Here is a 16,755-nt window from a genome sequence, read left to right as displayed (position 1 = left end):
AGGTCAGTGCTTTCCGTCGCCGTCGAGGTCGGGGGCCCGGTCGAACACGTCGGCGTCGAGGACGAGCTCCTCCGCCTCCGCATGGTCGGTCACGACGTCTTCGCCCGCGGCCGCGGCCTTCTTCGCCTTGTGACGCTCGGTGAGGTAGTGCCACAGGGTGACGATCGCCGTACCGCCGACGGCGATGAGCAGGATGATGTCGATGTACTCGACGACGAGGTGCCGGATCCAGGGGATGTAGGCGATGAGGTACCCGACCATCGTGAGCCCGAAGCCCCAGATCATCGCTCCGATGAAGTTGTAGAGCGAGTAGCGCCGCCACGGCATGTGGCCCACCCCGGCCGCGACCGGAGCGAACGTGCGCACGATCGGCACGAAGCGGGCCAGGATCACGGTGAGGCCGCCGAAGCGCTCGAAGAACGCGTTGGTGCGCTCGACGTTCTTCTTGCTGAACAGGCCGGATTCCTTGCGTTCGAACACCGCGGGACCGCCCTTGTGTCCGATGACGTAGCCGACCTCGCCGCCGATGAACGCCGAGAGCGCGATGAGCAGCGAGACGACCCAGATGTTCACGCCGAAGACGTTGCTCGTGTGGGTCAGCAGGCCCGCGATGATGAGCAGCGTGTCACCGGGCAGGAGGAAGCCGACCAGCAGACCGGTCTCGGCGAAGATGATGAAGCAGACCACGAGGAGCGCCCACGGACCCGCCGCCCCGATGATCGTCTGCGGATCGAGCCACGGGATGAGCGCGGTGGGGGCGTGCAGCATGCTTTCGAGCACTGGCGGGATTCCCGTCGGTCGTGAGGTGTCGGCGGTGGAGCGATGCGGGCGCCGAAGCACCCGTCGTGCGGAAGGTGGGACTTGAACCCACACGCCCTGGGGCACAGGAACCTAAATCCTGCGTGTCTGCCAATTCCACCACTCCCGCGCGGTGGCTTCAGTCTACTGACCCGCGCGCTGTTCGACCCTGGGGATCGTCCCGCAGTTCCGCGCCGTCACGCGGGGCGATGACGCTCCAGCCGGACGACGGCGACGAGGATTCCCGCCGCGAGCGCACCGAGGCCGCCCATCGCCATGTCGCCGATCGTGTCCTCGTAGGTGACGAAGATCTCGTCGGTGACGAAGGTGCGTCCCGCCCACTCGATCATCTCCCACACGGCGCTGGCAGCGAGCCCGATCACGGTGCAGAGGATGATCGGGATGCGGGGGCGGAACGCCGGCGACTCCTGCGCGGTGACGATGCCGAGGCGGGAGAGCACGAGGTAGCCGGTGGCGGCGAGGGCGCCTGTGCAGACGAAGTGCACGACGAGGTCCCACCCGGTGAGCGTGCGGTACACGTCGAACACGTTGCTCGCGGCGGCGATGAGTACGATCAGGCCGATCGCGAGGTCGATGCCGCCGCGCATCCCGAGGACACGGGGGAGCATGAGGGCGGGGAGGGCGAGCGCGAGGATGCCGGCGTCGGTCGGGGTGGACCAGATCGCCGCGACGAGGACGCTGAGGATGCCGATCACGCGGACGGCGTCGGCGCCGTACTCCGCCACGGACTGCGGTGGGCGGAGGAAGTCCTCCTTCATGCGGGCTCCTCGGGTGCGACGGCGGGGGCGAGATCGAACAGGGCGTGCACGGGGAGATGATCGGACGGCCAGCCCCCTCCATACTGGCGGGCGTCGATGCCCACCCGGCGCACGGGTAGCGCGGGGGAGGCGAGGACGCCGTCGATGCGGCGTCCGCGGCGCGGCGACCGGTAGCCGGCGAACGTGCTCCAGGCGGGTGTGCGGCGGGTCACAGCGGCCGTCCACGAATCGCGGAGGACGTCGTCGGTCTCCAGGGCACGCCACGGTGCCGAGCCCGCGGCGGCGTTGAAGTCGCCGAGGAGGATGACGGGTGTCAACGCTGCGGCAGCGACGTCGTGCACTGCCTGCGCCTGGCGGAGCCGCGCCCAGGGTGAGAACGCGTCGAGGTGGGTGTTGAGCACGGTGACCGTGGCCCCCGTGCGGTGATCGCGGAAGGACGCCTCCACCGCCACCCGCGGCACGACACTCGACCAGGAGCGCGAACCGGGGCGATCGGGGGTGCGGGAGAGCGCGACCTGTCGCCAGGTGCGCAGCTCCAGCCGGTCGGCGTCGTAGAAGAGCGGACAGCCCTCGCCGCGGGGTCCCGGGAGGCGGCCGTGGCCGATACGGCGGAACGACGGGCCGAGCGCGGCGGAGACGGCGGCAGCCTGCTCGGGGAGGGCTTCCTGCACACCGAGGACGTCCGGCCGCTCCGTGCGCAGGAGCGCGGTGAGCCGGGGACGTCGAACCGACCAGCGGTCGGCGGGTGGCCAGGCGAGCGCGCCGAGATCGCGGCGGATGTTGAGGGTCATGACGTGCAGCTCGGTGGCAGACGCTGTTCCGAGGAGCGGGGCGGTCATCGGCGGGCTCCGGGCGCGGGGACGCCGAGCCGGTGCAGTACCCGGCGCAGGGTGAGCCGCACCCAGCGCACGGGCGGGAAGTCCTCCGGCCAGTGCACGAGGACGGTGCGGGCGCCGATCCAGGCCCGGCGCGCGAACGAGCGGCCGCTGCCGAACGGGCGCATGGAGATGCCCATGTCGGTGTGCACGAGCCAGCGGATGCGGTGGCGCTCGCCGACGTGGAAGGCGAGGTCGAGGTCGTCGTGGAGGTCGGCGTCGTCGCGGTGCACGCGGTCTCGGACCGCAAACCAGGCCGAGCGGCGGAGGGCGAGATTCGACCCGAACAGCGGCGCGTGGCCCAGGGCGGAGCCGCACACGATGACGTAGGACAACAGGTAGGCCACCGCGAGGGGCCGCCGCAGGAACCGGGGGCCGTCGACGAAATGCGCACCGCCGGTCCAGGCGCCGACCCGCGGATCCCGCGTACACGCGGTCGCCATCGTCTCGATCCACCGCGGCCCCGGCACGCCGTCCGCGTCGAGTCGCAGGATCACGTCGCCCGTCGCCGCGTCGTACCCGGTCGCGCTCGCCGCGGGTATGCCCGGGGTGTCGCACCGCACGACCCGTGCACCGTGCCGGACGGCCACGGCGGCCGACTCATCGGTCGAGGCGTTGTCCACGACGATGATCTCGTCCGGCGGAAGCGTCTGTCGGGCGAGGGCGCGAAGACACCGCTGCAGTTCCGTCGCGTCGTCCTTGACCGGGATGACCACGCTCAGGGTCGGTTCGGGGGCGGCTGGTGTGGCGCGGTGCACGTCGTCTCCTCGCAGGTCTGCTCCTCAGCCTAGGGAGCGCGACGACGGGGGACGTACCGGTTGACACCGGGGCGGGCGGGTCGATACGGAGGCGTCAGGAGGAGCCTTGGATGCAGACGGCCTGCCCCTCGACGAACGTATCGATCGCGGTCCGGCGGAGTTCCTGTTCGCGGTCGGGGTCCGCGTCGTCGCCGTTCTGGACGCCGACGCGGTAGTCGTGGAGCGCGCGCAGATCGTCGCTCACTGCGGTCGCAGCCTCCTGCACCTCGCCGTCGACGTCGAGATCGGCGTACTCGTCCGCGAGCTCCTTCAGGCGCTCGGTCTGCTCCGGGCTCGGCGTGCCGCCGACCGTGTCCTGGGCGAAGAAGGCCTCGAGCTCCGTGTCGACGGCGGCCACACTCTGGCACTGCAGGAGATCGGCGCCACTGGTGCAGCCGGACAGGAGGAGAACCCCGAGGAGGCCGCACGAGACAGTGAACCGCTTCATGCCTGCACGCTACCCGGTGCCAGAGCGTTCCCGTTCGGAGGCCGCGCACGGGGTGTGGATAACTCCGCGGGCCGGGAGCGGATCGTTGCGAGGATGCAGGGATGGAGCAGCCCGCGTCGATCATCGCCGACCTTGTGCGGCGTCGGCTGCGGTCCGAGGGGGTGGATCCGGCGACCGACCCGGAGCGGGCGCGGGAGGTCGCCCGGGCGGAGGTGCGGCGTCACGATGATCGGGCGCTCGCGCGGGGCGGCGTGCTGGTCGAGGACGAGGCGGCGTGCGTGCGGGACGTGCTGGCGGCGGTGAGCGGCTTCGGTGCTCTGCAGCCGCTGCTCGACGACCCCGGCATCGAGGAGGTGTGGGTCAACGGCGACGGGGCCGTGCACACGGCGCGGGGTGGGGTGGCGGAGCGGACGGCGCTGTGGTTGGACGAGGCGACGGTGCGGGACCTGGTGGAGAGGATGCTGCAGGCGACGGGACGGCGCGTGGACATCGGGCAGCCCTTCGTCGATGCCTCGCTGCCGGACGGCTCGCGGCTGCATGTCGCGATCGCCGATGTCGTGCGCGGGTCGTGGGCGGTCAACATCCGCAAGTTCCTTCCCGGGTACCGCTCGCTCGATGCGCTCGTGATGCAGGGCGCGCTGACCCCCGAGGCCGCGCGGGCTCTCGGTGAGGCGATGCGGACGGGCGCGTCCGTGATCGTGTCGGGGGCGACCCACGCGGGGAAGACGACGATGCTCCGGGCGCTGCTCGCCGCCTGCGCGGCGGACCAGCGGATCATCACGGTGGAGGAGACTTTCGAGCTCGCGGTGGACGGCCCGGATGTGGTCGCGCTGCAGGGGCGTCAGCCGAGCCTCGAGGGCACCGGCGAGATCACGCTGAGGCGATTGGTGAAGGAGGCCTTGCGAATGCGACCGGACCGGCTCGTGGTGGGGGAGGTGCGCGACGCGGAGGCCCTTGACCTCGTGCTCGCGCTGAACACGGGCGTGCCCGGGGCCTGCACGGTGCACGCCAACTCCGCCGCGGAGGCGCTCGACAAGCTGTGCCTGCTGCCCCTCCTCGCCGGCCGGAACATCGACCGCGACTTCGTCGCTCCGGCGCTCGCGTCGTCCGTCGATCTCGTCGTGCACTGCGCGCGCGATGCGGCCGGGCGTCGATACGTCGAGGAGATCGTCGCCTTGACGGGTGAGGTGATCCAGGGGCGGGTGCTCAGCACGCCGGTATTCGGAGCCGCGCGCCCCCGCGGCCGATCGGCACCGGTCGGGACGGGGGTTCTCGCATGACGATCCTCCTCGGCGCGACGCTCGCGGCCGGCGTGCTCCTGATCCTGGCACCGTGGCTGTGGCCGGCCGGGGAGCGCTCCGCGACTGCTCCGCATCGCGGTCGTCTGGCTCGTCTCGCGGGCGAGGCGGGGTTCCCGGCGGTGCAGACCCGCTCTCTCGTGATCGGCATCGCCGGTGCCGCGCTCGGCGCCGCCTCCCTCGCCTGGCTCGTCACGGGAAGCGCCGCGCTCGCGATTCTCGCCGGGCTGGCCGGGGGCGCGGCGCCGATCGCCTACCTGCGTGGCCGACGTCTGCGGCTGCGGCGTCTGCGGCGCCAGCTCTGGCCCGACGTCTGCGACCTGCTGATCGCCGCGATCCGCGTCGGCCTGTCGCTTCCCGATGCGGTAGCCACCCTCGCGGAATCGGCTCCACCGCCGCTCCGGCCCGCGTTCGAGGTATTCGCCCGAGACCTGCGGAGCAGCGGACGGTTCGACTCCAGTCTGGACCGGCTGAAGGCCGTCCTCGCCGATCCACTCGGCGACCGGATCATCGAGACCCTGCGGATGGCGCGGCAGGTCGGTGGCACCGAGCTCATCGGCGTGCTGCGGGCGCTCTCCTCGTCCGTGCGTGCCGACGCGGCGCTGCGTGGCGAGGTCGAGGCGCGGCAGTCGTGGATCCGCGGAGCGGCCGTCCTCGGAGCCGTGGCGCCGTGGGTGATCCTCACCCTCCTGATCCTGCGCCCGGAGGGGGCCAAGGCCTATGGCACGCCGGAAGGGATCGTCGTGATCGTCGTGGGCGCGGTCGTGTCCGTCGTGGCATTCCGCCTCATGATCCGGATCGGTCGGCTGCCCGAGCCGCGTCGGTGGTTCGGGTGAGCGGGCTCTCCGCGCTCGCCGTGGCCGTGCTGCTCGGCGGGGGATTCGCCACGGGTGTCCTCTCGCTTCTAGCGGGCCTCCCGCGGTGGCGGGCGGCGTCGCTCGCGTCGCGGATCGCGCCGTACGTGCGGGACGTCGTGGACGACGAGGTGTTGCCGCGCGACGCCTTCACCCGGCCCGGCACCCTGCCTGCCGGAGGGTTCCGCCTCGGTGCGCGCGGTGCGAAGACGCTCGACCGTCTGCTCGGCGGGACGGAAGCTCTCCGACGGCGGCTCGCTCAGGCGGGGTCGGCATTCGATCCCGTCGCCTTCCGCGGTCGTCAGCTCGCGGTGATCGTGGGCGGAATCGCTGCCGGAGCGCTCGCCGTCATCGTTCTCGTCGTGATCGGTCGGTGGTCGCTTCCGGTCGGGTCGATCCCGCTCCTCGCGGGAGCGGCGGCCGGTGTGGGGTACGACATGCGGCTGTCGGCGCGGGTGCGTGCGCGAAAGGTGCGTCTGACCGAGGAGCTGCCGACGACGCTGGAGTTCCTGGCGCTCTGTCTCTCGGCGGGCGAGGGGTTCCTCGATGCCGTGAAGCGCGTGGCCGGTGTGGGGTCAGGGGAGCTCACGGTCGAGCTGCGCCGCGCGGTACTGGAGGTCGGGACGGGGTCGCCGCTGGCGGACGCACTGACGGCGATGGCAGCGCGGCTGGAGCTGCCGGGGCTCACGCGGGCCGTGGACCAGATCGTCGCCGCGCTCGAACATGGAGCGCCGCTCGCCGCCGTCCTGCGCGCGCAGGCCGACGACACGAGGGAGGAGGCCAAGCGCACGCTCATCGAGCAGGCCGGACGGAAGGAGATCTTCATGCTCCTGCCGCTGGTGTTCCTCATCCTGCCGCTGTCCGTCGTGTTCGCGATCTACCCTGGTCTGTTCATCCTGCGCCTCGGCATCGGGTGAGTGGTCGGCCGAGGGCGTCCCGGGGGCTTACCTTTTGACTATGGGAAGTCTTGAGTACAACAGCTCTCGTCCACCGATCGACGTCGAGGACACCCTGCTGGCGCATCTGAAGATCGTGATCTCCACCAAGCTCCGTCGCCAGGAGAGCTTCATGATGACGTGGCCCTCGGGGAAGAAGAGCCCGGGCCGGCTCTCGGCGTGGATGCACCCGGCCATCCCGCTGGTCCTCGAGTTCGATGCCGAGCCGACGCCGGCGATCGACCCGGCTCGGGTCAGCCACATGATGGAGCGGCTGAACGCCCGAGGTGAGCTCGTCATCGACGAGTTCACCTCCTGACGCTGCGGCGGCTTCCCGCGGCGCTCAGACGTCCCAGTCCGGCAGCCCCCCGAGGTCTGCAGCAAGGCTCCCGTCGTTCGACGCCTTGACCTGGAAGAGGAACACCCGCGACGTCGGGTGGACGAGGACGCTCGCGAGGCCGTCCGACGTGGCGAACGAGACGAATGTGGGCTCGGCGCGCGCGGCGGCTTCGATCCGCTCCCGGAGGGCGACGACATCCGTGCCGCGAGGCAGGGGATAGGTGAGCCCGTCGATCTCGACCCGCGCCCGCATCTCATCGTCAGGTCCGGGGCGCATGCGTGACAGGCTATCCCTCGTCGTGGTGTCCGGACCCGGGGTTGTGCGATTCGCGCGACGGGGGTACAGAACCGCGCCGCTTCGCTCTCCGGGCACCGACGACGATGACGATGACGGAGACGAGGATCACCACGCCGCCGACGATCGCGATCAGCACCGGAATCGACGGCAGCAGAGGGTTGGGTTCCATGAGGCAGGAGCCTATTGCGCCCGGGTCGGCTCCGGGGAGACCCGCGGACCTCCTTGACGGTGCTCCCGCGCGGAACGTCGCCAGCACACGAACGCGACGGCGGCCGCCGCCAGCATGGTGAAGGCGGCGGGAAGCCCACCCTCGGTCCCGAAATCGCCACCGGTGAGCAACGGTGCCGAGGAATCGGAAGGGGCGAGGAACAGGAGCGACGTGGAGTGCGGGTCCAACCCGCTCACCGGGATGCCGTAGACGTTGCCCATGCCGAAGTTCCAGCCGGCATGAATACCGCAGATGAGCCACAGCGACCGCTGCCAGAGTGTGACGAAGGTGGCGAAGATCGCGTACAGGAAGATGGTGGCGAAGGCCACCGGATGGCCGCCGACGCCATGCACCACCGTGAACAGCAGCGAGGGGACGAGGACTGCGAGCCACGTCGGGAATCGTTGCCCCACGCTCTGGAGGAGGAACCCGCGTGTCACGACTTCCTCGTTGCCGCCCTGGACGATCACGGTGACGGCGAGAGCCAGGATCAGAGGTAGGGCGGGAAACCCGGAGGTGCCGCCCGCGGGGCCGGCGACCGCCTCGTACTGGCCCGTCAGCAGAAGGAACAGTATGGGTACGGAGATCAAGACGAGCCCGACGACGACGCCGAGCAGGAGAGCGAGCACGCCGCGCCCGGGTTGCCGGAAGCCGAGAGTGCGCACGTGTCGCCGCTCATAGAGGCCGACCCAGGCGAAGACGAGGCCGATGACGACGAGGTTGGCGAACGCCTCCTGGAACTGCGACGCGACGGAGCCCGCAGGAACGGGGGCCGCGATCGTGAGAGCCGCGAGCAGGCCGATCTGGACGATCCAGAGCGCGAGGAAGAGGATGATCGCCAGCCACCAGCTCGTGACCCTGGCACCTGACCGCGCGTCCGCGATGAAGGGGGACTCGTGAAGGGAGGCTCGTGCGGGGGAACTCGTGGAGGTCATGGGGTCCTGTCACGTCGCAAGGGGGCTTAGTTCGTCGAACGTAGCAACGGTGTCGACGCGGCGTCCATCGTTCTCACCCGGATGAACCGTCGGGAGGATCCGGCGATGCCCGGAACACCGAGCTCCTGTGGATAACGTCCGCGCCGTGGCAGGTCTCCCATGCACACTGGCGGCATGATCTCTCGTGCGCGCTCGATGCTCTGTGCCTTCTACGACGACGAACGGGGAGACGTGCCCGGTTGGGTGCTCGTCACCCTGATGACCGCGGGGCTCGTCGTACTCATCTGGGCGGTCGCCGGGCCCGCACTCACCTCCCTGTTCGAGCAGGCCATTCAGCGGGTCTCGGGGCTCTGACATGCGCGCGCCTGCGGGGGTGACCGACGACCGCGGATCGAACCCGGTGGAGTTCGTGCTCGTCGGCACCCTGCTCACCGCACTCACCCTCGCGGTGCTGCAGTTCGCGTTCGCGATCTACGTGCGCAACGTCGTCCACGACGCCGCTGTGGAGGGAGCGTACTACGCGGCTCTCGCCGACACGACGGCCGCGGAGGGGGAAGAGCGGGCGCGTGAGGTCATCCGTCGGGCGGTCGGCCCCTCCTATGCAGACGACATCACGGTGGCCTCAGCATGGCGGGAGGGACAGGAGACCGTCGAGGTCCGGATCCGGACGACGCTCCCGGTGTTCGGCCTGGTCGGCGTCCCTGCGGCCTTGCAGGTGGAGGCCCATGCACCGGCGGAGTCATTCGATGCGCGATGACGCGGGGTCGAGCTCGCTGGAGTTCATCGCTGTCGGCGTGATCATGCTCGTGCCGCTGCTGTACCTCGTGATCGCCGTGGGCTCGGTGCAGGAGCAGACGCTGGGCGTCGAGGCCGCGGCGCGGCAGGCCGCACGTGCCGTCGCCTCGGCACCCGACATCGCGGCGGCGGCCGACCGAGGGGAGGAGGTGCTGGACGGGGTCGTCGCGGAGTACGGCATCGATCCCGGTGCGGTCGACGTCGCGGTGTCGTGCCGCCCCCGGGCATCGGCCTGTCCGGCGGCGGGAGCGACGGTGGTCGTCACGGTCTCGACGCGGGTGCCGCTGCCGCTCGTGCCGGGCGTGCTCGGACTCGACCAGGCGACGTCCGTCCCCGTGGAGGCCGTGTCGGTGCAGAAGGTGTCGCGGCGATGGGGCGCGGGATGAGGGGACGCGTGCGGGCCATGAAGCAGCACGGAGAGGACGACGACGAGGGGAGCGTGCTGCTGCTCGTGCTCGGCTACCTCCTCCTCGCGCTCGCGGTGCTGTTCGTGTGCATCTGCGCCACCGACCTCTACATCTCCCAGAAGCGGCTGGACGGGCTTGCGGATGCGGCGGCGCTCGCCGGAGCGGACGGCTTCACGCTGCAGGTGGAGGGGGAGGTGCCGCGCGCGACGCTCACCGACGCGGGGGTGGCCGAGCAGGCGGTGCCGCTCGTCCTCGGAGCGGGGTTCGAGGCGACCGTCGTCGACGCGGGCACCCCGGACGGCGTGAGCGCGCGCGTCACCGTTGCAGCGACCTGGCACCCGCCGCTGCTCTCGCCGTTCGTGCCGGACGGGGTGCCGCTGCAGGCGACGGCCACGAGCCGGACGGCGCTGCGCTGAGCGACCGGGCGCTCAGTCGTCATCCGGGTCCGGCGTGGGCGGGGGCGTCCGGGGGACGAACCGCGGGATCCAGCGCAGGAACCCCGCGGCGCCGACGAGTCCGATCAGGCCCATGGCTCCCGCCGCGAACGACAGGGACGCGACCGCGGTGATGCCCGAGACGAGGAGCGGAGCGACCGCGCCGCCGGCATCGGTCAGCGTGCGCCACGACCCGAGGAACGCGGCGGGGTCGTGCTTCGGGGCGACGTCCGCGCCGAGAGTGAGGAGGATGCCGCTCGACAGGCCGTTGCCGACGCCGAGGACCGCGGCGAACATGCCGAACCAGAGCACCGCGGAGTCGAGGTCGTGCGTGACCGACAGGGCGAGGAACCCGGCGCCCATCAGCACCATCGCGGGCATCGCCGCCCAGAGCCGGCCGAAGCGGTCCATCACCTGACCGCTGGCGTAGAAGAGGGCGAAGTCGATGGCGCCGGAGACCCCGACGACGAGCGCGATGGTCGATGCGTCGAGGCCCAGGGAGAGCCCCCACAGCGGGAGGACGACCTGCCGTGCCGACCGCACCGCGGACAGCGAGGCCGCAGCGAGTCCGAGCCGACCGAGCACTCCGCGCTGCCGCCACATGGTCTGGAAGATCCCGGCCCGCTCGACGGTGGGGATCGACCCGGTCACCGCCTCTCCGCTGTCCTCCGCGAACCGGATCGTCGTCCGCAGCGGGGCGACGGTCTTCTCCGGATCCGGTCCGAAGAGCACGAGCGCGACCATGACCACGAGGCAGGCGAGGAAGAACCAGATCGCCGCGGCCTCGGTACCGAAGAGCTGCAGCAGACCGGCGGAGACGAACGGGCCGATGAAGATGCCCAGACGGAAGCTGCCGCCGAGCAGGGAGAGCGAGCGGGCGCGGAACGCCAGCGGCACCCGCGTGGTCATGAACGCGTGCCGGGCGAGCCCGAACGCCGCGGCGCACAGGCCGAGAAGGAACACCGATGCCGCGAGGACCCCGAGCGACGGCGCGAACACCATGCCGACGGCGGCGAGGATGGCGATGACGCCCGCGATCACCATCGTGAAGCGCTCGCCGATGCGGCCCACGGCCCAGCCGGCCGGGAGGTTGCCGCACAGCTGACCGACCACGAGCGCCGAGGCGACGAGGGCCGCGAAGGCGACGTCGGCCCCCATGGACGCGGCGATGACCGGGATGAGCGGGATGACCGCGCCCTCGCCGAGGGAGAAGAGGACGGTCGGCAAGTACACCATCGGCCCGAACTGGCGGAGGACCGTGGATGCACTGCTCACGCCCTTCACGCTACTCCCGTCGGCGCGGACGACCGGACACCACCGTTCCCGCGCGCGCGGGCGGCACGTTAGGCTGAGGTGTCATGCTCGAACTAGATCTCTCCGCCGAAATCCAGGCGCTCAGGCACACCTTCGGCGACATCAGCGAGGTCGTCGATGTCAACCGTCTCCGCGAGGACATCGCGCGTCTCAGCGAGGAGGCCGGCGCGCCCGACCTCTGGGACGACACCGAGAACGCCCAGAAGGTCACCAGTGCCCTGAGCCACCGCCAGTCGGAGCTCGCCCGCATCACCGGCATCGCCCAGCGCCTCGACGACCTCGAGGTCCTCGTCGACCTCGCGAACGAGATGGGAGACGAGGAGTCGGCGATCGAGGCGCGCAAGGAGCTGCAGACGCTCACCGACCTCATCAACCAGCTCGAGGTGCAGACGCTGCTCGATGGCGAGTACGACGAGCGCAGCGCCATCGTCACCATCCGCTCCGGCGCCGGCGGCGACGACGCCACCGACTTCGCCGAGATGCTCATGCGCATGTACCTGCGCTGGGCGGAGCGTCACAAGTACCCCGTGAAGGTCATGGACACCTCATACGCGGAGGGCGCGGGCATCAAGTCGGCGACCTTCGAGATCGACGCGCCCTACGCCTTCGGCACGATCTCCGTCGAGGCCGGCACGCACCGCCTCGCCCGCATCAGCCCGTTCGGCTCCGCGGACAAGCGCCAGACGTCGTTCGCCGCCGTCGAGGTCATCCCGCTCATGGAGGAGGCGACCGAGGTCGACATCCCCGAGAGCGACATCCGGGTCGACGTGTTCCGCTCCTCCGGCCCCGGTGGGCAGTCCGTCAACACGACCGACTCCGCCGTGCGCATCACGCACCTCCCGACCGGCATCGTCGTGTCGATGCAGAACGAGAAGTCGCAGATCCAGAACCGCGCTGCGGCCATGCGGGTGCTGCAGAACCGCCTCCTCCTGCTGCAGAAGGAGCAGGAGGCCGCCAAGAAGAAGGAACTCGCCGGCAACATCACCGCGAGCTGGGGCGATCAGATGCGCTCCTACTTCCTCTACGGTCAGCAGCTCGTGAAAGACCTCCGTACGGGCCAGGAGTCCGGCAACCCCGCCGCCGTGTTCGACGGCGATCTCGACGACTTCATCTCGGCGGGCATCCGCTGGCGCAAGCGCAAAGACGAGGACTGACCCCTACGACGAAGGCCCCGGGAGATCCCGGGGCCTTCGTTGTGCGGTGCGGACGGGTCAGCGAGCCGACGGCTCGACGGTCACGCGCGCGACCTCCTGCAGCATCTCGTCCGTGATGACGATCACGTAGGACGAGCTCTCGGCGACGTCGAACGAGACCGTGCCCTCCGCCGTGGAACCGGCGTCCTGCTCGCTGGACTCCAGCGTCGCCTCGCCGAAGATGTCGTAGTCACCCTCGGTGCCGTCTGCGGTCTCGACGGAGAAGTAGAGCGGGTTGACGTAGGTCGTCCCGTCGAGCGTCTCCCAGGCGACGTCGATCAACAGATATCCGCCGTTCGCGGGCTCGAAGTCCGTGCCGTTGGTCGGGCCGAACGTGGCGGAACGGATGGTGACCTCGGCCGTGCCCTCGAGCTGCGGCACGGTGACCGGCTCTCCCAGCGTGCCCTCGGCGACCTCACCCGTACCCGCGTCGCCTGTGTCGTCGGTCTCCGGCGCCGGGCTCTGAGTCGTGCCCTCGTCGTAGTCGGGAAGCGTGACCGGACGCACGGTGTTCGCGACGGCCAGCACGAAGAAGATGCTCACGACGATCGCGACGATACCGCCGAGCACCGACACCCCGAGCCCGGTGATCCCCGGCCACTTGGTGCCCTTCAGGAACAGGGAGATGAGCGAGACGATGAATCCGGCCGCCAGGAGGAACCAGGCGAACGGCAGCGTCACGGGGATGAACGCGAGGAGGAGGCCGAGCGCGGCGAGCCCGAGGCCGACGAGTCCGAGCACCGAGACCTTCTTCGGCGCCGCGGGAGCCGGCGCCTGACCGGGGTACGCCCCCTGACCGGGGTACGCGCCCTGACCGGGGTACGCGCCCTGGCCGGGATACGCGCCCTGACCACCCGGCGCCTGGCCCGGGTATCCGCCCGCGTCCTGCGCCCCCGGGTACGCGCCCGGTGTCGGGTATCCGCCCTGGCCCTGGTATGCGTTCTGATCGGGAGTGGCCGGTGGGACGATCGGCGCCGCACCGGGGAGGTCGTGCGCGCCGCTGGTCGGTGCGGTCCAGTCCTGTGCCGGCTCTGGCGCGACGATGAACTCGGTCGCGGGCTCGTCCGGAGCGATCTCGCGCTCAGCGGCGACGGGCTCGGGAGCGACGGTCTCCGCCGTCGCCGTCGGCTCCTGTCCCAGGGGAGCGCCGTCGTCGGTCGCCGCGGGGGTGCTGTCCGCGCCCCCGTCGTCGGTCGCCGTCGCGGTGGTGTCGTCGGTCGTCGCTGTCGTCTCCGGCGCGAAGTGCTCCGTCCACTGCTGGCCGTCCCACCAGCGCAGGCGCCCGGAACCGTCGTCGTACCAGCCGGCAGGTGTCGTCATGGGGGTCCCCTCCGTGTGTGCGCTCGCGCGCGGTGGACGCGAATCGACACTCCATGTATAGCAGCGGGCGACGACCTCGGTGGGCCTGCGAGCACAGCCGAGAAGCGGAGCGGCGTCCTGCGCGGCGGGGTGTCGTGCCGGGGCCGGGCCCGTGGCGCGCTTAGGCTCGAATCGCCATGATTCGGTTCGAGAACGTCACGAAACGCTACCGCGGGACGTCGAAGCCCGCCCTGTCCGGTGTCGACTTCGAGGTGCAGCGCGGGGAGTTCGTCTTCCTGGTCGGTGCCTCCGGCTCCGGCAAATCCTCCTGTCTGCGCCTCATCCTGCGCGAGGATGTGCCCACGACGGGTCGCGTCGCCGTCCTCGGCCGCGATCTGCGGGCTCTGGCGAACCGGAAGGTGCCGTACTTCCGCCGCCACATCGGCTCGGTGTTCCAGGACTTCCGGCTGCTGCCGTCCAAGACGGTCTACCAGAACGTCGCCTTCACGCTGCAGGTCACCGGATCGTCCCGCGGCTTCATCCAGCAGGCCGTTCCCGAGGCGCTCGCGCTCGTCGGGCTCGACGGCAAGGAGAAGCGCATGCCGCACGAGCTCTCCGGCGGGGAGCAGCAGCGCGTCGCGATCGCCAGGGCGCTCGTCAACCGTCCGCAGGTGCTGCTCGCCGACGAGCCCACCGGAAACCTCGACCCCGCGACCTCCGTCGACATCATGCAGCTGCTCGCCCGGATCAACGCGGGCGGCACGACGGTGCTCATGGCCACGCACGAGGCCGGCTTCGTCGACCAGATGCGCCGCCGCGTGATCGAGCTCCGCGACGGCGAGATGGTCCGCGACGAGGTGCACGGCGGATACGGCGACACCTCGAACATCCCGCGTCTGGTGCCGGAGGAGGTCCGCGGTGCCGCGGCCGCCGCCGCTCTCACCGCCGTCCAGGAGGTGCAGCGCCAGACCGCCGACCTTTCCGTGGTCCGTGCCGCACTGGCCGAGGAGCTGGACGCCCAGCGCCGGGCCGCGGCCGCGTCTCCCGCGGTCACCAAGCCCGCCGCCGACCCGGCCCCGCAGGTGGTCGAGCCGCCGGAGCCGGCACGGGAGCCGGGCGTGGTCGAACCGCCGGATGTCGTGCCGCCGCAGCCCGCCGCCGAGCGCCCCGCGCCCGCGGGTCCGCGCACGCACCCGATCGTGATCCCGGAGGTGGACGTCGCCGAGCTCGGCGTCGCGGACCGCCTCGGGCTGTCCGACCAGGACGATGAGGAAGTGGGCCCGACCTCATGAGAATCGGCCTGATCCTGACCGAGGCCCTCGTCGGCCTGCGGCGCAACATCTCGATGGTGATCTCCGTCGTGCTCGTCACCTTCGTGTCGCTGACGTTCGTCGGCGCGGCGATCCTCATGCAGTCGCAGATCGGCGTGATGCGCGGCTACTGGGCCGAGCGCGCCCAGGTGGCGGTCTACATGTGCTCCGCGGTGTCGGAGTCGGACACCTGCGTGGACGGCGCGGCGAGCGAGGAGCAGGTCGCCGCCGTGCGCGCCCAGCTCGAGGGCGACGCGCTGTCGCCGCTCATCAGCTCCATGACCTTCGACACGAAGGAGGAGACGTACGCCAAGCTCGTCGAGCAGGTGGGGGAGGAGCAGGCCAGCGTGCTCTCGCCCGACCAGGCGTTCGAGGTCTTCTTCGTCACGATGAAGGACCCGGGCCAGTCGCAGGTGCTCGCCGAGGCGTTCAGCGGCCAGGCCGGAGTGGAACAGGTGCAGGACCAGCTCCAATACCTCGAACCGCTCTTCTCCGCGCTGACGGTGGCGACGTACATCGCCGTCGGCATCGCCGTCCTCATGCTCATCGCCGCGACTCTGCTGATCGCCACGACCATCCGCCTGTCCGCCTATGCGCGACGCAAGGAGATCGGCATCATGCGCCTCGTCGGCGCCTCGAACCGCTTCATCCAGACGCCGTTCGTCCTGGAGGGCGTGTTCGCCGCGCTCCTGGGTTCGGCCCTCGCGAGCGCGGCGGTCGTCGCCGGCATGCACTTCGGTGTGAACGGCTACCTGCGCGGGCGCGTACCGTTCATCACGACGTGGGTGACCATGCAGGACGCGATCCTCGTGGTCCCGGTCCTCGTCGGGCTCGGTGTCGTGCTCGCGGCGCTGTCGGCCGGCTTCGCGATCCGACGATGGTTGCGCACCTGATACCCTGAAAGGCTGCTCGGCCGATCCGCTGCCGAGCCGTCCACGGCACTACAGCACAGGAGATCATCATGCCCAGGGAACGCGGGGAGAAGGTCATCGCGACCAATCGTCGCGCGCGTCACGACTACAACATCGAGAAGTCGTACGAGGCGGGCATGGTGCTCACGGGCACTGAGGTGAAGTCGCTCCGTCAGGGACGCGCGAACCTCAGCGACGGGTACGCGTTCGTGAAGGGCAACGAGGTCTTCCTCGACGCCGTGCACATCCCGGAGTACTCGCAGGGGCACTGGACGAACCACTCGGCCAAGCGCATCCGCAAGCTCCTCCTGCACCGGGAGGAGATCGCGAAGCTCGCCCACGCCGTCTCCGCAGGCGGATACACGCTGATCCCGCTCAAGCTGTACTTCTCGGACGGCCGCGCCAAGGTCGAGATCGCCCTCGCGAAGGGCAAGCGCGAGTACGACAAGCGCCAGACCCTCCGCGAACGCCAGGACACCCGCGAGGCCGAGCGCGCGATGCGGCTGCGCAACCGGGTGGGGGAGTAGC

General features: G+C 70.7%; 22 protein-coding genes and 1 tRNA gene. 12 read left to right on the top strand and 11 right to left on the bottom strand.

Annotated features, from left to right (window positions below; genetic code table 11):
- Positions 1-3 precede the first annotated feature (3 nt).
- From C6C15_RS11535 to C6C15_RS11510, 6 genes are all read right to left on the bottom strand, one after another.
- Positions 4-768: a DedA family protein gene (locus C6C15_RS11535; RefSeq protein ID WP_060923080.1), complete on the bottom strand. Its 765-nt coding sequence runs from the start codon at positions 766-768 to the stop codon at positions 4-6.
- 78 nt (positions 769-846) lie between these two features.
- Positions 847-928, bottom strand: a tRNA-Leu gene (locus C6C15_RS11530).
- 67 nt (positions 929-995) lie between these two features.
- A complete protein-coding gene (locus tag C6C15_RS11525; protein ID WP_060923081.1) occupies positions 996-1,577 on the bottom strand; it encodes a hypothetical protein in 582 nt (193 codons plus the stop codon).
- Entirely contained in the window at positions 1,574-2,416 is an 843-nt protein-coding gene (locus tag C6C15_RS11520; protein ID WP_060923082.1) for an endonuclease/exonuclease/phosphatase family protein, read from the bottom strand. The genes C6C15_RS11525 and C6C15_RS11520 overlap by 4 nt, the downstream gene beginning before the upstream one ends.
- Positions 2,413-3,210, bottom strand: a complete 798-nt coding sequence (locus tag C6C15_RS11515; RefSeq protein ID WP_060923083.1) for a glycosyltransferase family A protein — start codon at positions 3,208-3,210, stop codon at positions 2,413-2,415. Before C6C15_RS11515 ends, C6C15_RS11520 begins: the two co-directional genes overlap by 4 nt.
- Positions 3,211-3,304: 94 nt before the next feature.
- Entirely contained in the window at positions 3,305-3,697 is a 393-nt protein-coding gene (locus C6C15_RS11510; protein ID WP_060923084.1) for a hypothetical protein, read from the bottom strand.
- A gap of 101 nt (positions 3,698-3,798) precedes the next feature.
- On the opposite strand from C6C15_RS11510, the gene C6C15_RS11505 reads away from it, so the two are divergent.
- From C6C15_RS11505 to C6C15_RS11490, 4 genes are read left to right on the top strand one after another with little or no spacing between them, the layout of a single operon-like run.
- Entirely contained in the window at positions 3,799-4,977 is a 1,179-nt protein-coding gene (locus C6C15_RS11505) for a CpaF family protein (RefSeq protein ID WP_105950159.1), read from the top strand.
- Positions 4,974-5,831 carry a type II secretion system F family protein gene (locus C6C15_RS11500; RefSeq protein WP_060923086.1) on the top strand — a complete coding sequence of 286 codons (858 nt, stop codon included), beginning with the start codon at positions 4,974-4,976 and terminating at the stop codon, positions 5,829-5,831. Before C6C15_RS11505 ends, C6C15_RS11500 begins: the two co-directional genes overlap by 4 nt.
- On the top strand, positions 5,828-6,766 hold the full coding sequence (locus C6C15_RS11495) for a type II secretion system F family protein (protein WP_060923087.1): 939 nt from the start codon (positions 5,828-5,830) through the stop codon (positions 6,764-6,766). The genes C6C15_RS11500 and C6C15_RS11495 overlap by 4 nt, the downstream gene beginning before the upstream one ends.
- A gap of 40 nt (positions 6,767-6,806) precedes the next feature.
- The gene (locus tag C6C15_RS11490; RefSeq protein WP_060923088.1) at positions 6,807-7,103 is read left to right on the top strand and encodes a DUF7882 family protein; all 297 of its coding nucleotides are present in this window, start codon (positions 6,807-6,809) and stop codon (positions 7,101-7,103) included.
- Positions 7,104-7,127: 24 nt separating this feature from the next.
- Here the strand turns inward: C6C15_RS11490 and C6C15_RS11485 are convergent, their stop codons facing one another.
- From C6C15_RS11485 to C6C15_RS11475, 3 genes are read right to left on the bottom strand one after another with little or no spacing between them, the layout of a single operon-like run.
- Positions 7,128-7,400, bottom strand: coding sequence for a hypothetical protein (locus tag C6C15_RS11485; RefSeq protein ID WP_144882538.1), 273 nt, complete (start codon positions 7,398-7,400; stop codon positions 7,128-7,130).
- A 10-nt stretch (positions 7,401-7,410) separates the two neighbouring features.
- On the bottom strand, positions 7,411-7,590 hold the full coding sequence (locus C6C15_RS11480) for a hypothetical protein (RefSeq protein WP_060923090.1): 180 nt from the start codon (positions 7,588-7,590) through the stop codon (positions 7,411-7,413).
- 11 nt (positions 7,591-7,601) lie between these two features.
- Positions 7,602-8,564 carry a CPBP family intramembrane glutamic endopeptidase gene (locus C6C15_RS11475; protein ID WP_105950158.1) on the bottom strand — a complete coding sequence of 321 codons (963 nt, stop codon included), beginning with the start codon at positions 8,562-8,564 and terminating at the stop codon, positions 7,602-7,604.
- Between the two features lie 174 nt (positions 8,565-8,738).
- Between C6C15_RS11475 and C6C15_RS11470 the strand changes: the two genes are divergently transcribed.
- From C6C15_RS11470 to C6C15_RS11455, 4 genes are read left to right on the top strand one after another with little or no spacing between them, the layout of a single operon-like run.
- Positions 8,739-8,918: a hypothetical protein gene (locus tag C6C15_RS11470; protein WP_060923094.1), complete on the top strand. Its 180-nt coding sequence runs from the start codon at positions 8,739-8,741 to the stop codon at positions 8,916-8,918.
- Between the two features lies 1 nt (position 8,919).
- A complete protein-coding gene (locus C6C15_RS11465) occupies positions 8,920-9,321 on the top strand; it encodes a TadE/TadG family type IV pilus assembly protein (RefSeq protein ID WP_105950157.1) in 402 nt (133 codons plus the stop codon).
- Positions 9,311-9,745: a TadE family protein gene (locus C6C15_RS11460; RefSeq protein ID WP_234024135.1), complete on the top strand. Its 435-nt coding sequence runs from the start codon at positions 9,311-9,313 to the stop codon at positions 9,743-9,745. The genes C6C15_RS11465 and C6C15_RS11460 overlap by 11 nt, the downstream gene beginning before the upstream one ends.
- Positions 9,746-9,762: 17 nt before the next feature.
- Entirely contained in the window at positions 9,763-10,182 is a 420-nt protein-coding gene (locus tag C6C15_RS11455) for a pilus assembly protein TadG-related protein (RefSeq protein WP_105950155.1), read from the top strand.
- Positions 10,183-10,194: 12 nt separating this feature from the next.
- Here the strand turns inward: C6C15_RS11455 and C6C15_RS11450 are convergent, their stop codons facing one another.
- Complete coding sequence (locus tag C6C15_RS11450; protein WP_105950814.1) at positions 10,195-11,436, bottom strand: MFS transporter; 1,242 nt, start codon at positions 11,434-11,436, stop codon at positions 10,195-10,197.
- A 122-nt stretch (positions 11,437-11,558) separates the two neighbouring features.
- Between C6C15_RS11450 and prfB the strand changes: the two genes are divergently transcribed.
- Positions 11,559-12,668 carry a peptide chain release factor 2 gene (prfB, locus tag C6C15_RS11445; RefSeq protein WP_025105296.1) on the top strand — a complete coding sequence of 370 codons (1,110 nt, stop codon included), beginning with the start codon at positions 11,559-11,561 and terminating at the stop codon, positions 12,666-12,668.
- 57 nt (positions 12,669-12,725) lie between these two features.
- On the opposite strand, the gene C6C15_RS17350 is transcribed toward prfB, so the two are convergent.
- Entirely contained in the window at positions 12,726-14,027 is a 1,302-nt protein-coding gene (locus C6C15_RS17350) for a DUF2510 domain-containing protein (protein WP_234024134.1), read from the bottom strand.
- 176 nt (positions 14,028-14,203) lie between these two features.
- Here C6C15_RS17350 and ftsE point away from each other — a divergent pair, with 176 nt between their 5' ends.
- From ftsE to smpB, 3 genes are all read left to right on the top strand, one after another.
- A complete protein-coding gene (ftsE, locus tag C6C15_RS11435; protein ID WP_083370887.1) occupies positions 14,204-15,298 on the top strand; it encodes a cell division ATP-binding protein FtsE in 1,095 nt (364 codons plus the stop codon).
- Positions 15,295-16,209 (top strand): permease-like cell division protein FtsX, encoded by a 915-nt coding sequence (gene ftsX, locus C6C15_RS11430; protein WP_105950154.1) that lies wholly within the window; start codon positions 15,295-15,297, stop codon positions 16,207-16,209. The genes ftsE and ftsX overlap by 4 nt, the downstream gene beginning before the upstream one ends.
- Positions 16,210-16,277: 68 nt before the next feature.
- The gene (smpB, locus tag C6C15_RS11425; RefSeq protein ID WP_050722832.1) at positions 16,278-16,754 is read left to right on the top strand and encodes an SsrA-binding protein SmpB; all 477 of its coding nucleotides are present in this window, start codon (positions 16,278-16,280) and stop codon (positions 16,752-16,754) included.
- Position 16,755 lies beyond the last annotated feature (1 nt).

Source organism: Microbacterium sp. str. 'China' (assembly GCF_002993305.1).
GTDB lineage: Bacteria > Actinomycetota > Actinomycetes > Actinomycetales > Microbacteriaceae > Microbacterium > Microbacterium paraoxydans.
This window is presented reverse-complemented; position numbering and strand designations above follow the sequence as displayed.

Excerpts from the sequence above, each read along its gene's own strand:
- C6C15_RS17350 (WP_234024134.1), bottom strand. The coding sequence starts at position 14,027 with ATGACGACACCTGCCGGCTGGTACGACGACGGTTCCGGGCGCCTGCGC.
- C6C15_RS11490 (WP_060923088.1), top strand. The coding sequence starts at position 6,807 with ATGGGAAGTCTTGAGTACAACAGCTCTCGTCCACCGATCGACGTCGAG.
- C6C15_RS11450 (WP_105950814.1), bottom strand. The coding sequence starts at position 11,436 with ATGGTGTACTTGCCGACCGTCCTCTTCTCCCTCGGCGAGGGCGCGGTC.
- C6C15_RS11470 (WP_060923094.1), top strand. The coding sequence starts at position 8,739 with ATGATCTCTCGTGCGCGCTCGATGCTCTGTGCCTTCTACGACGACGAA.
- C6C15_RS11485 (WP_144882538.1), bottom strand. The coding sequence starts at position 7,400 with ATGCGCCCCGGACCTGACGATGAGATGCGGGCGCGGGTCGAGATCGAC.
- C6C15_RS11510 (WP_060923084.1), bottom strand. The coding sequence starts at position 3,697 with ATGAAGCGGTTCACTGTCTCGTGCGGCCTCCTCGGGGTTCTCCTCCTG.
- C6C15_RS11465 (WP_105950157.1), top strand. The coding sequence starts at position 8,920 with ATGCGCGCGCCTGCGGGGGTGACCGACGACCGCGGATCGAACCCGGTG.
- C6C15_RS11480 (WP_060923090.1), bottom strand. The coding sequence starts at position 7,590 with ATGGAACCCAACCCTCTGCTGCCGTCGATTCCGGTGCTGATCGCGATC.
- C6C15_RS11525 (WP_060923081.1), bottom strand. The coding sequence starts at position 1,577 with ATGAAGGAGGACTTCCTCCGCCCACCGCAGTCCGTGGCGGAGTACGGC.
- ftsE (WP_083370887.1), top strand. The coding sequence starts at position 14,204 with ATGATTCGGTTCGAGAACGTCACGAAACGCTACCGCGGGACGTCGAAG.
- C6C15_RS11475 (WP_105950158.1), bottom strand. The coding sequence starts at position 8,564 with ATGACCTCCACGAGTTCCCCCGCACGAGCCTCCCTTCACGAGTCCCCC.
- C6C15_RS11500 (WP_060923086.1), top strand. The coding sequence starts at position 4,974 with ATGACGATCCTCCTCGGCGCGACGCTCGCGGCCGGCGTGCTCCTGATC.
- prfB (WP_025105296.1), top strand. The coding sequence starts at position 11,559 with ATGCTCGAACTAGATCTCTCCGCCGAAATCCAGGCGCTCAGGCACACC.
- C6C15_RS11505 (WP_105950159.1), top strand. The coding sequence starts at position 3,799 with ATGGAGCAGCCCGCGTCGATCATCGCCGACCTTGTGCGGCGTCGGCTG.
- ftsX (WP_105950154.1), top strand. The coding sequence starts at position 15,295 with ATGAGAATCGGCCTGATCCTGACCGAGGCCCTCGTCGGCCTGCGGCGC.
- C6C15_RS11520 (WP_060923082.1), bottom strand. The coding sequence starts at position 2,416 with ATGACCGCCCCGCTCCTCGGAACAGCGTCTGCCACCGAGCTGCACGTC.
- C6C15_RS11455 (WP_105950155.1), top strand. The coding sequence starts at position 9,763 with ATGAAGCAGCACGGAGAGGACGACGACGAGGGGAGCGTGCTGCTGCTC.
- C6C15_RS11460 (WP_234024135.1), top strand. The coding sequence starts at position 9,311 with ATGCGCGATGACGCGGGGTCGAGCTCGCTGGAGTTCATCGCTGTCGGC.
- smpB (WP_050722832.1), top strand. The coding sequence starts at position 16,278 with ATGCCCAGGGAACGCGGGGAGAAGGTCATCGCGACCAATCGTCGCGCG.
- C6C15_RS11535 (WP_060923080.1), bottom strand. The coding sequence starts at position 768 with ATGCTGCACGCCCCCACCGCGCTCATCCCGTGGCTCGATCCGCAGACG.